This window comes from Balneolales bacterium ANBcel1, assembly GCA_029688905.1.
Lineage (GTDB): Bacteria > Bacteroidota > Rhodothermia > Balneolales > Natronogracilivirgulaceae > SLLW01.
This window is the reverse complement of sequence record JARULB010000001.1, coordinates 154,926-167,591: the sequence shown is the minus strand read 5'-3', so window position 1 is coordinate 167,591 and position 12,666 is coordinate 154,926. Positions and strand designations below refer to the sequence as shown.

The following is a 12,666-nucleotide window of genomic DNA, read 5'->3' as shown; positions in this document are numbered from 1 at the left end:
AACAACGCTCGATGGGAGGATCACCTCGCTGCAGTTTTCGATAATCAACCTCTCAGGTACACAATTTGGCTATAAATATATGTTAAAACAGGTCTCAAAAAAAGAAGAAAACCTAATTTCATATAAACTTAAGATTTGTAGTTTAGGTTTTCCGCGCCGCGGGAGTGCCGTTCTGAATTCCAGAGGGGCAGCCCCCCCGGAATTATTGGCGTGGTTACATGTTATCCCACAACAAGTTCATCTTTTCCAAGCATGATTTCTTTGACAGACCTTCCGCAGCTCAACGCCGTACTAAACACCATCGCGACCCTCTTTCTGTTCGCCGGTTTTATTTTTATCAAGAAGAAAAATATCGCCGCGCACATGCGCATGATGTGGTCGGCCTTTTTCGTCTCGGCGCTGTTTCTGACAAGCTACCTCATCTTCCACTATCAGGTGGGATCGGTCGGGTACGACGGGACCGGCTGGATCCGACCTGTCTATTTTACCATCCTCATCTCCCACATTATACTGGCAATTGTGAATCTCCCCATGATTCTGGTTACCATGTACCGCGCCGTGCGAAAGGACTATCAGAGGCACAAGAAGATCGCCAGATGGACCTGGCCGATCTGGATGTACGTGTCGGTGACCGGAGTGATCGTCTATCTGATGATGGAGTTCTCCGGCAGCTACGACAAGCTCTACCACCTTCCCTGAGTCGCCGCACAGGGGCCATGGACATGCGCGCGGACTGATGCTTCACTCGCGGGACTTCCCCCCGAAAGAGACGTTACAGATCCAATGATTCCAGAAAATTTTCACCGGCGGCGGGAACCAGCACCCGGGTCTGTTTGCCGGTCAGTTCCTCAACCAGCTTTTGGAACTCATCCGGCGTTCCTGAAAGCACCGGCATGGTGCCGTAATGCATGGGAACTGCATATTTGGCCTTCAGCATGCGGCAGGCATGCGCGGCCTCAAGCGGCCCCATGGTGTAGTGGTCACCTATCGGTAGAATGGCGATATCGGGCTGATAGATGGTGCCATACAGTTCGAAATCAGGCATGATGTTGGTGTCGCCCGCGTGATAGATCACCAGGTCGTCGATATGCAGAATGAAGCCGGCAGGGTCGCCGGCATAGCGGCCTTTCCATGAGCTGGAATGATTGGCGTTGGTCATGGTTACCCTGAAATCACCGAAATCCACGGTGCCGCCCTTGTTCATTTCCACGGCCTGGTCTCCGGAAAGTCCGTCCTCTTGAAACAGATGGGAGAGTTCAACGATGGTTACCACTTTTGCCCCCGTTTTTTCGGCCAGTGTGAGGGTATCTGCGGCATGGTCGTCGTGCCCGTGGGTTACCAGGATGACATCCAGCTGATCCGGCGATTTCCATTCCGCCGGGGTGGTCGGGTTGCCGTCCAGAAATGGATCTACAAGAATGGTTTTTCCGTTGCGGGTTGTTACGATGAATGTGGAGTGTCCGAGCCAGCGTGTCTGTGCCATAATAAACCTCTCTGTTTGGTGTACATGGTCATCCTCAAAAAAGACGTTCTTTTCAATTCAACAGCAAAAAAAACGCTACCGTTTGCTCTGAGATAATCCTATCTTACGGCCTCAAAAAACTGCAAAAAATGCCGGCCCGGCCTGCATGGCAAACGATTTTTATTAAGTAAGCCGACAGCGGACTGTCTGTCAGAAAAACCATAACAAAATATTAGACCTAACATATGTCACAACCCAAAAGATTAGCCATACTTTGTGCCGGCGGACCGGCACCCGGTCTCAACAGTGTAATCGGTGCCGCCACCATTCGTGCCATCCAACATGGTTACGAGGTACTCGGACTCATCGACGGATTTAAATGGGTCATGCGGGGAGATACTTCGCACATCGAACACCTGACGATCGACAAAGTGAGCCGTATCCACCTTCGCGGCGGTTCTTTCATCGGAATTGCCAGGGACAACCCCACCAAGAAGAAGGAGCATCTGGAAAACACCATCAACACCCTGCTCAAGCTGGGTGTCGACAAGCTCATTACCATCGGCGGTGACGATACGGCATTCAGCGCCATGACCCTCGAAAAAGCCTCCGAAGGCAAAATCAGCGTTGTGCACGTGCCCAAGACCATCGACAATGACCTGGATCTTCCCCACGGTATTCCCACATTCGGTTTCCAGACCGCACGTCACATCGGTGTAGAAGTTGTCAAAAACCTGATGGAAGATGCCCGCACCACCTCCCGCTGGTACTTCGTTGTCTCCATGGGTCGCAAAGCCGGTCACCTGGCTCTCGGTATCGGCAAAGCGGCAGGCGCCACACTTACCCTGATTCCCGAAGAGTTCAAGGAAGAGGTGATTTCCCTGAAGAAACTTACCGACATCCTGATCGGCACCATGGTCAAGCGCAAAGCGGCCGGACAGGAGAACGGAGTTGTGATTCTTGCCGAAGGACTGGTTGAGCGGCTGAGCACCGAAGAGCTGGAAGGCCTTGCCGAGCTCGAGCGTGATGAGCACGACAACCTGCGGTTCGCCGAGCTGGACCTCGGTGAAATCCTGAAGAATTCGGTGAGAAAGCGCCTGGATGACTACAATCTGAAAACGACTATCGTCTCCAAAGATATCGGTTATGAGCTTCGTTGCGCCGATCCCATTCCGTTTGATATGGAGTATACCCGTGACCTTGGTTTCTCTGCCGTGGAATTTATCGTGAAGGGCGGAACCGCCGCCATGATTTCCATCCAGGGCGGCCACTTCGTGCCGATGTTCTTCAAGGATATCCTGGATAAGAAGACCGGAAAAACCAAGATCCGTATGGTGGATATCTCCTCCATGTCGTTCGCGATCGCGCATCAGTACATGATTCGACTCACCAGCAACGACTTCAGCGATGCAGATGCCCTGAAAACGTATGGAGAGATTTGTGGAATGTCTCCGGAAGCCTTTAAGAAGGAGTTTGAAGGCGTGACCCAGTATGAGGCGGAAACAGACGAAGTGAGCGAAAGCATTCGTGTCAATTTCCCGTCTTCCTGATAATTCATTGTTCCGGCCCGGTGTGCGGCAGCCGCTTAGGCGGGATGTGTTCACCGGCTCCGATACGCTCCGGCCGCCTTCCGGATCGTGTCCTGGAAATAAATGGGCATTTAAAAACGTGATGCGGCAGTGTTTTTTACTGCCCGTCACGTTTTTTTTTGTTAATGTAGCAGTAGCCGAATGATTCACACATCAGGCCATGTTTCAGAATAGAGAACAGAACAAGTCCTGCCTGTGACCGGATGTCGTGCCGTCGTGCAAACACACATCTTTGTGGATTTTCCGAGGTGGCCGCATACAGGCGCTGGACAGACTCTGATGTTTCCAATTACCCACACGTAACAGGGAGGCATAATGGCAGAAAAAATCAAACTTCATCCCGTAACTCCGCATCAAAAAAGAATTTTTGATATCACGGATCGTCTTCACAACGATGAAATCATCCTGCTTCCGACAGACACCCAGTACGCGCTGGCCTGCAGCTATACCAACAAGAAAGGCATCGAACGGATCCGCCAGATACGCCAGCTTAAAAAGGACCACCTGCTTACTCTGATTTGTGATTCGCTCAGCGGTATCTCCCAGTTCGCCAGGCTCGGGGACAATCAGTTCAAGGCGATCAAACGCCTCATTCCCGGACCCTATACTTTTGTGCTGCCCGCCACCAAGGAGGTGCCCCGCCTGCTGCTGAATCCCAAAAGGCAGACCATCGGGTTTCGTGTGCCCGACTATCCCATTTGCGCCCGTCTGGTGGATGAGCTCGGCAAACCCCTGATTGCCACAACCGCCCGCCATCCCGACTATGACGGCACGTCCGGCAATGGCACCACGAACCGGCATGAACTGTTCCGGCGGTTCGACAAGCAGATAGACCTGATTGTGGATAATGAACAGCAGCTTGTCGAAGACGCTTCCACCATTGTCGACATGTCCAATGAGCAGCCGGTGGTGATCCGCGCCGGCAAAGGCATTGACAAGTTTCTGGAAGTGTGCGCCATCTGTGACCTCGAACCGGTAGAGGCGTGACGCCCTGTATTACCGTTCGAAGGCCGCCGCCAGGTTGCGGGAATAATCCGGGCGGATGATTCCCCTTTCCGTTACAAATGCGGTGATGAGCTCGTGAGGTGTCACGTCGAACGCCGGGTTGTAGACAGGCGCGTCGTCTGGTGCGGTTTGGCATCCGCCTGTTTGGCGAACCTCCGCGGGTGACCGTTCTTCAATCGGGATGTCCGATCCGGCGGCGGTGTTCAGGTCAATGGACGACAGGGGAGCCGCCACGTAAAACGGGATGTTGTGATGGCGTGCCAGGACCGCCAGGCTGTAGGTTCCGATCTTGTTGGCGGTATCGCCGTTTCCAGCGACACGGTCGGTACCGACAACGATCAGATCCACCCGGTGGCGATTCATCACCCAGCCGGCCATGGAGTCGGTGATTATGTGGTGGTCGATGCCGGCCTTTTGAAGCTCCCAGGAGGTTAGGCGGCTACCCTGGAGCAGCGGCCGGGTTTCATCCACCCACACATGAATGTTTTTCCCGCCAATGTGGGCGTGATAAATGATGGAGAGGGCGGTGCCGAATTGTCCGGTGGCCAGGCTGCCGGTGTTGCAGTGCGTCAGTATCTGCGCGTTCTCGGGAACCAGATCCTGCCCGTTCATTCCGATATCGGCGCATATCGCCTTGTCGTCCTGGTGAATTGTTTTCGCCAGATTCAGCAGCGCTTCCAGAATTTCTCCGGCTGGTCGGCCCCGCATCCGTTGCGCTGTGGCGAGCGCCTGGTCAAGCGCCCACTGAAGGTTCACCGCTGTCGGCCGCGAAGATGCAAGTAACTCACAGACCCCGGCCAGTTTGCGTTCAAACACCTCCGGCGGATCCTCTGCACAGGTTTTAACACCCAAATACACGCCGTACGCGGCGGCGATGCCGATAGCCGGCGCACCTCTCACACGAAGCGAACGGATGGCTTCCCGCACCCCGTCGGCATCCTGAAGATCCAGGTATGCTTCACGGCCGGGCAGCAGGGTCTGGTCGATGATACGCAGGTGGTCGCCGGTCCATGAAATGGACTGAAAAACCGGGGTGGAATCAGGTTGTTGTGCCATCATGCCCTGGGATGGTAGGTTTTGTGTACTTCTTCGAGGAATGAACGGTCGATGTGAGTATAAATTTCGGTCGTCATAATGGATACGTGTCCCAGCATCTCCTGAACGGCGCGAAGGTCGGCGCCCCCCTCGAGCAGATGGGTGGCAAAAGAATGGCGCAGGGTGTGCGGATGGATTGCCTTCCGGAGGCCGGCCTCCTTCGCCGCTCCTGTAACAATATGCCACAAACTCATGCGTGACAATGGCTTGCCTCGATAGCTCAGGAACATGCGATTGCCGGAGTCGGTGCCGCTTCTCAGCAGGAGGGGGCGGCTTTTTTTCAGGTACTCCGCGATGGCCCGGAGCGCCATCCCCCCAACGGGAACCATCCGCTCCCTGTTTCCCTTGCCGATAACACGGAGCAGTTGAAGCTCACTGACCAGCTGTTCGTTTTCAAGGTTGATGGTTTCACTGGCCCGGATTCCGGTGGCGTACATTAACTCGAGAATTGCGGCGTCTCTCATTCCAAGCACATCGGTGCGGTCCGGCGCTTCCAGCAGCGCGGCGACCTCCTCCTGGTCAAGAACATCCGGCAGTTTCCGGTTCTTGCGCGGCAGCTCAACCAGCTCGGCGGGATTGGCGGGGCTCCACCGCTCCATCACCGCAAACTGATGGAATCCACGAATGGACGAGATGTTCCTGGAGAGCGAACTTACGGCAAGGTTCAAGGCCATAAGCTCTTCCAGATATTTCTCAATATGATCAAGGGTGATGCCGGCCAGTTCCTGAAGGCCGATATCGCGCCCGATGAACGACAAATAGCGGCGCAGGTCGTTGCTATACGCCGCAAGAGAATTATCGGAGAGGCCTTTTTCGAGCTTTAGAAAATAGAGGTACTGCTCGCGTTCCCGGTCAAAATATCCCATGCTAACCATCTCCTTTCCTGCCGCCGGCACCGGAGCCGGCATCCGGGGGTTGCGGGGCATCGTCACCGCCCGGGGAGGGTGGTATTTCGGTGTCCGATGCTTTGCGCTCCTGCTCTTCCTGGCCGGGGTATTTCACTCTACCGTGATACATCCCCTGCAGTATACGATGAAAAACCTCCTTGATGATGTTCAGGTCTTTAAGCGTAAGGGCGCAGTCATTAAGCTGACCTTCGGCCAGGCGATCGTCTACCAGGCGGTTCACCAGGTTTTCCAGTTTGGGATAGGAGTGGTCCGACATCGACCGTGACGCGGCTTCCACCCCGTCGGCAAGCAGCAATATGCCGGTCTCCTTGCTGTTGGGCAGCGGACCGTCGTACCGGAAGTCCTCCTCCCGGATTTCCTGTTCGTTGTCCGACTCGTTTATCGCTTTCTCATAAAAGAATTTGATCAGCGAGGTGCCGTGGTGGGTCCGTATGAAATCGGTAATGACGGCCGGCAGTTCAATCTCCTCGGCCATCTTGCATCCGACATCCACATGATTTTTTATGATGAGCGCGCTCATCCGGGGCTTGAGCTTGTCATGGGCATTCCGCGACTGCTGGTTTTCAACGAAATACTGCGGCTTTTCGAGCTTACCGATATCGTGATATAGTGCCCCGACGCGTGCCAGAAGCGAATTGGCGCCGATGCCGGTAGCAGCAGCTTCGGCCAGGTTGGCTACCTGCAGGCTGTGGTGAAAGCTGCCCGGAGCTTCAAGCATCAGTTTTTTCAGAATCGGCTGATTGGTGTCGCTCAGTTCGAGCAGGGTGACATCGGTGGTGATGCGGAACGCCTTCTCGATCAGCAGGATCAGCGGATAGGTGAGCCAGATCCCGACCACATTTCCGAGCAGGAATGTCAGGTTATCGAGGTAGGCGCTCCACCCCCCCACTTTCGTCAGTGTAAAGCCGAAAAGCACGAACGCGTACGTGAAATAGATCAGCGCGGGGGTTGTCAGATAAAACTGGCTTCGGTCCTTGATATCCCGTACCGAATAAACTCCGATGCTGCATGCGGTAACGGTAGCGACGACAAATTCAAAACTGTTCCCGAACATCAGTCCGGCCATCAGCGCTATGAGCGAGGTGGTCATGATCCCCACCCGGGAGTCGAAAATGATGGTGAGCAGGATCGGGGAGATGGCAAAAGGCACAATATAGGGGGAGATGTCATCCATTCTGGCCACCACCGCGCCGACCCCGTAAGTCAGAACGATACTCAGAAACACCAGCAACATCATGGCGTTCTGGTCAAAAATCTGACGCCGGTACAGGTAGATGTAGAAAAAGAAAATCAGGAAGACGGCGACGACCAGCATGGTTTCCCCGATATACTGTTTCCAAAGGTCGATATCACCGGTGCGTTCGGCCCTTGCCAGCAGCAGGCTCTGGATCATGTCGTGGCGTTCCGGGGTGATGATGTCGCCGCGGCGGATGATCACCTGGCCCTCGCTGACCGCCCCCTTTGTCGGTGAGATGGCATCGATACGGTCCTGGATCAACGCTTCGGTTTCCTGTTCGCTGAACCTGAGACTGGGATCCAGCACCTGGTTGGCGATCTGCAAAGCCGCCCGCAGTATACCGGGAGCGTGCCGGTCGGAGAGACGTGTGCGCAGGTATTCGCGGGCTTCCCCCGGACTTCTCACATGCTCCAGCCTTGCCTCTCTTTCGGTTCGCGTGCGCACGTTCCGGATGATGATGTCACGGCTCGAGAACTCTTCTCTGGGGCGATCGATGATCCCGTTGTTGTAGAGTTGTCTGAAGTGTATCCTGAGGTCGTTATGCAACGCCCCGTCGGCAAGGCCGCTGTACCGGTGCAACTGCTCGTCGTTGACGGCATGAAGATCGATGATATGGTTTTGCAGTGTTGTCCAGGCTTCATCATCCAGGCTGATGCCGGATTGACGCAGCGCCAGGTGATAAGCCAGGCTGTCCGATTCCGCCGCCTCCTGATCCTCCAACCAAATTGCGTGTTGCCAGGAGAGATAGGTGTCGAGGACGTGATCCAGCCGGTAAAACAAGGTGTCCAGCATGCTGATTGCGCGTTCACTGACATGCTCTTCGACCAGGAAGACGGGCGGGGTGGTCTCACGGATGGAGTTAATCTCAGCCTGGATTTCGGAATCGTCCTTCATCAGGCTGAAGGTAAACGGAGCGGTGAGGTCGTCATCGCGCCAGGGTTCCCCGATGGTATAGGCCATATCCTGGACCGGTGACCTCGGGTACAGGGCAATGATGATCACCAGAAAAGCAATGCTCATCAGCAGCATGAGGATATTATTCTTGCTGAAGAGCCCCGGAGCTTTCTCTTTTTTCATCTTCTCCGTGGTGAAAGGAACATACGCCTTTCGTTTCCGTTGGAGCCCCAGTTTTTCTAATATGCTCATAATGAGATATCAAGTGGAATCATCCCTTCGTGCGGATGTGAGCCGGAATGCAGCAGTCCGGGACGGTCCCGGCCAGACTATTTGCCGCTTTCGGCCGCTGCAAGCGAGATACCGTCGGCCACATCGTCGGCAATGGTAAAGGCATTATCCAGCTGTGAAATTGAAAGAAGCTTGTGTATGCGTTCCGGAACGTTGCAAAGCACCAGGTTACGGTCGAGGTCGCGGTAGAGGCGCTGTGCCAGCAGGAGCGCACCGAGGCCGCTGGAATCCGCGAACGTCAATGCGCCCAGGTCGAGGATTAGATGCCCGGAATCGCTGGTGTTGGCCAATACAATGAACTGGCTCTTGAGTCCGGGGGCCACCTTGCTGTCGAGCCGCTCCGACTTCAAACTCATTATGGAATAGTCGTTTTCAGTTTGAATTTCGAATTTCATGGGTTCTGTATTCTCTGTTTCGAGAGCGATTTTGGATTGTTTGTCGTGCCTGACGGTGCAGCTCCGGCACCTGTTAGGCCCTGTCTCAGGAATGCCGGTACGATAATAATTGGAAATCTAAAATAAGAAATCCGCTCACTTAATCATCTTTAAAAAAGTGTCTTCGTCCAGAATGGTGATTCCGAGTTTGCGGGCTTTGTCGAGTTTGCTGCCGGCCTCTTCTCCCGCAAGTACATAATCGGTTTTCTTGCTGACCGACGAAGTGACCTTCCCGCCATGTTTTTCGATCTGTTCGCGGGCTTCGCTGCGTTTAAGCGACGGCAGGGTGCCGGTAAGTACAAACGTTTTGTCCTGCAGACTGTCCGACTCCCTTGCCTGCTCGTCTGATTGCAATTGCAGGCCGAGAGACTCCAGCTCCAGAATCATTTTTCGGTTTTCCGGCTCCTGAAAAAAGGTGCGCACCGACCCGGCAATTCTGGGTCCGATGGAGTCGATGGCGCAAAGTTCCTCTTCACCGGCTTCGGCCAGGGCGTGGATGTCGGGATAAGCACGGGCCAGGTCACGAGCTACCGTAATTCCCACATAGCGGATTCCCAGTGCGTAAAGCACTTTTTCGAAAGGTTGTTCCCGGCTTTTGTCGATGGCAGCAATGAGGTTTCCGGCACTTTTTTCGGCCATCCGCTCGAGCGGCAGTAGGTCCTCCTTTTCAAGACGGTAGAGGTCGGGGAAGGTGGTTACCAGACCGTTGGTCACGAGCTGATCCACCACTGCCTCACCCATCCCGTCGATGTCCATGGCGTCTCGTGAACAGAAGTGCTCCAGGCGGCTCCTAACCTGCGGTGGACACTGGTTGTTGGTGCAGCGCCACGCGACTTCTCCGGGCAGTTTTACAAGTTCGGCACCACACGCCGGACATTCTTCCGGCATGTCGAATGGATCCCCGCGACGGGAACTGTCCCGGTTGACTACACTTACTACCTGAGGGATGATATCACCGGCTTTTTCGACCATCACCTGATCACCGGCCCGGATATCCTTGCGGCGGATTTCGTCCTCGTTGTGCAGAGTCGCACGCTTTACCGTTGTGCCGGCCAGTTGCACCGGCTCGAGCTCCGCTACCGGTGTGATGGTCCCGAGCCGCCCCACCTGCAGCGTGATACCGAGTATGGTGCTCACAGCCTGCTCCGCCTCAAATTTGTATGCGATGGCCCAGCGTGGCGCCTTGGCGGTTTGACCCAGGATTTCCCGATAGCGTTCTTCATTGACCTTGACTACCACTCCATCGGTTTCGTAGGGGAGGTCTTTTCGGATGGGTTCCCAGCCGGCAATCACTTTATGGACTTCGGCAATACTGTTGCAGTGCTTTCGGTGTGAGCAGACCCGGAATCCGAGCGATTCCAGCTGATTCAGTTTTTCCTGCTGGGTTTGTTGATCCGCCTCATCATCCAGCAACAGGTCGTAGGCGAACATGCGGATCGGCCTTCGGGATACAATTCCCGGGTTCTGCAGTTTGAGCGTACCCGCGGTTGCGTTTCTGGGATTGGCGAAAACCGTTTCACCGTTCTCCGACCTGGCGGCGTTCAGCCTGGCGAATGCGTCCCGCTCCATGTAAGCTTCGCCTCTGACTTCCAGCGTTTCCGGGAGCTCTCCCTCGAGGTTGAGTGGAATATCGCGGATGGTGCGTATGTTCGCGGTGATGTCGTCGCCCTGTACCCCGTCACCACGTGTAGCTCCCAGTACCAGGGCCCCGTTTTCGTATCGCAGCCGGATCGCCATGCCGTCATACTTCAATTCGGCCATGTAGCTGTGGTTCTGATGGCCCAGAAGATTTGCAACCCTGCGGTCGAACAGATCCAGTTCCTCTTCGCTGTAGGTGTTGGAGAGGCTGAGCATGGGTACCGGGTGGCGGACTGTCGGAAAGGACTTTGACGGCTCCCCACCAACACGCATGGTCGGGGAGTCATCGGACTGGAGTCCGAATTGCTGTTCCAGACTTCGCAACTCCTCGATCTTATCGTCATACTCCCGGTCAGACATCAGGGGGGCGGCTTCCTGATAGTAGGCGTCATTGGCACGATTGAGTTCGTCCCGAAGCACCTGGACCTGTCGTTTTGCTTGCTCTTCATTCATGACTCACAGCGATAGATACATATTGTTGGGATTTCAGCGGGGTGCAGGGCCGCAAAGCCGCAGGGCCGTTGCCGTTTTAAACCGCGGCCTGGATGGAAATCAAAAAACACGCCGGCGCATGGTGCCGTTTCGCCGATCCGGCAATGCAAGATAAGACGGAATCGGAAGCTTGGGAAACGGTGGAAAGTATCCGCTGAAAACCGGGCTGCCAGAGCCTGACCGGGCAGCGCCTTCTGAACAGGGCAGTGGATGCATGGTATGGAAGGCGCTTTGTGAACAGGGCAGCGGATTCATGGTCCGGAAGGCCGGATAAAGAATCTGAAATGCGGAGCAATCAGGGAGTGAACCTTGGACGGTCACGTATGGCTCTTGGAAACGGAACTTCTTCAAATGGAGTTTGGGGTGGCTCGTCCAGGATCTCCCTGTCCACCAGAAAATCACGGGTAAGACGGATGCGGGGGCCGTCCATGTACAACTGGTTGAAATCGTCAATCACATGGCCGTTGACAATCAGAGCCATACGGGATAGGGCACCCTGAAGCACGATTTCGTTGACAAACTCAAATCGCATGGCCTCCTGATGTTCGACCCAGTAGGGGCGAAGAGCCGATTCATCAGTTGCAAAAACGTCTGATCGGACACGCACCGGCTCCAGATTGCCATGAAGCGCATAAGCGAGTACGAACAAGGTGTCTGTAGATGAGATTTGCCAAGATGCAGGTCCCATTTCCTCGTCCGGTGCCGGTTCCCCGGGCAGATCAACGGCCTGTTCCGCGACCTCTTCCGGGGCGACAGGCGTCTCGCCGGTTTCGATGACATCGGCCGGTGCCGGCTGTCCGCTTTCCGGATCCAGCGCAGAGTCCACGGGATCATCCGCCATCGGCTGAGCCGGATCTACCGGTGTAACTTCTTCGACAGAAATGTCATAGGCAATTTGCGGGTCGTCATTTTGCCAAAACCAGTACACCGATGAAACGGCGATGCCGAGAGCTATCAGAATAGCGATAATCACCCAAAGCAGCCGGTTTCGCTGCGGACGGTAGACCGCCTGCTTGACTTTTAACGCCCAGTCGATTTGCTCCATATTCGGCTGATCCGGTGCAGCTGCGGTACCGGAAGCCTTCGGCCTGCCTGTGCGGTCAGCGTAACCGGAACTGGAAGTGGACGGTGGAGCTTTGAGGCTTTGATCTTCCCACTCCACATCCTCGATGGTTTTTTCCTGGCTTTGCGGTGTGATGCGGGCAGACCGTTCGACTTTCTCCTGATCAGATCCGCTCCTCTCATCGCTTTTATCAGACGGTGCCGATTCGTCGCTGCTGTCCGTAATTTGTTCCGGGGCTTTTTCTTCGCTATGCGGAGTCTCTTTTGAGGCGCCCTTTGCTGTTTCCTGGTATTTCTTCACCAGGAAACCATCGTAATGATCTGTTTCGAGCTGATCAAGGGCGCGAGTGATATCCTCATCACGAATCCCTATGGCTTTGGCATAGGTACGCACATAGCTGCGCAAGTAGGTTTTATTCCTGTTTTTATCACTGAATAAGGACCCGTCTTCAATGGCGTAGATGGTCTCGAGGGGGACGCGGCACTTGTTGAACACATCCTGTTTGCTCAGCCGCTTCTCCTTGCGGATCAAAACCATATCTTCTGAAAGCTTGGACAT

The 12,666-nt window shown here is 54.9% G+C and carries 10 protein-coding genes; 3 read left to right on the top strand and 7 right to left on the bottom strand.

Going from position 1 to position 12,666, the window contains the following annotated elements; translation table 11 throughout:
* The first annotated feature begins 252 nt into the window (after positions 1 to 252).
* Positions 253 to 699, top strand: coding sequence for a DUF420 domain-containing protein (locus tag QA596_00715; protein MDG5765966.1), 447 nt, complete (start codon positions 253 to 255; stop codon positions 697 to 699).
* Between the two features lie 73 nt (positions 700 to 772).
* Here the strand turns inward: QA596_00715 and QA596_00710 are convergent, their stop codons facing one another.
* Entirely contained in the window at positions 773 to 1,483 is a 711-nt protein-coding gene (locus QA596_00710; GenBank protein ID MDG5765965.1) for a metal-dependent hydrolase, read from the bottom strand.
* Positions 1,484 to 1,707: 224 nt separating this feature from the next.
* On the opposite strand from QA596_00710, the gene pfp reads away from it, so the two are divergent.
* A complete protein-coding gene (gene pfp, locus QA596_00705) occupies positions 1,708 to 3,012 on the top strand; it encodes a diphosphate--fructose-6-phosphate 1-phosphotransferase (protein ID MDG5765964.1) in 1,305 nt (434 codons plus the stop codon).
* 354 nt (positions 3,013 to 3,366) lie between these two features.
* Positions 3,367 to 4,038, top strand: coding sequence for an L-threonylcarbamoyladenylate synthase (locus QA596_00700; GenBank protein ID MDG5765963.1), 672 nt, complete (start codon positions 3,367 to 3,369; stop codon positions 4,036 to 4,038).
* A gap of 9 nt (positions 4,039 to 4,047) precedes the next feature.
* Here the strand turns inward: QA596_00700 and mtnA are convergent, their stop codons facing one another.
* The 6 genes from mtnA to QA596_00670 form a co-directional block, all read right to left on the bottom strand.
* Positions 4,048 to 5,115: an S-methyl-5-thioribose-1-phosphate isomerase gene (gene mtnA, locus QA596_00695; protein MDG5765962.1), complete on the bottom strand. Its 1,068-nt coding sequence runs from the start codon at positions 5,113 to 5,115 to the stop codon at positions 4,048 to 4,050.
* Complete coding sequence (gene xerD / locus QA596_00690) at positions 5,112 to 6,017, bottom strand: site-specific tyrosine recombinase XerD (protein MDG5765961.1); 906 nt, start codon at positions 6,015 to 6,017, stop codon at positions 5,112 to 5,114. The genes mtnA and xerD overlap by 4 nt, the downstream gene beginning before the upstream one ends.
* A gap of 1 nt (position 6,018) precedes the next feature.
* Positions 6,019 to 8,442 carry an HDIG domain-containing protein gene (locus QA596_00685; GenBank protein MDG5765960.1) on the bottom strand — a complete coding sequence of 808 codons (2,424 nt, stop codon included), beginning with the start codon at positions 8,440 to 8,442 and terminating at the stop codon, positions 6,019 to 6,021.
* 77 nt (positions 8,443 to 8,519) lie between these two features.
* Positions 8,520 to 8,876, bottom strand: coding sequence for an STAS domain-containing protein (locus QA596_00680; GenBank protein ID MDG5765959.1), 357 nt, complete (start codon positions 8,874 to 8,876; stop codon positions 8,520 to 8,522).
* Positions 8,877 to 9,011: 135 nt separating this feature from the next.
* Complete coding sequence (gene ligA / locus QA596_00675; GenBank protein ID MDG5765958.1) at positions 9,012 to 11,006, bottom strand: NAD-dependent DNA ligase LigA; 1,995 nt, start codon at positions 11,004 to 11,006, stop codon at positions 9,012 to 9,014.
* 334 nt (positions 11,007 to 11,340) lie between these two features.
* On the bottom strand, positions 11,341 to 12,666 hold the full coding sequence (locus QA596_00670) for a helix-turn-helix domain-containing protein (GenBank protein ID MDG5765957.1): 1,326 nt from the start codon (positions 12,664 to 12,666) through the stop codon (positions 11,341 to 11,343).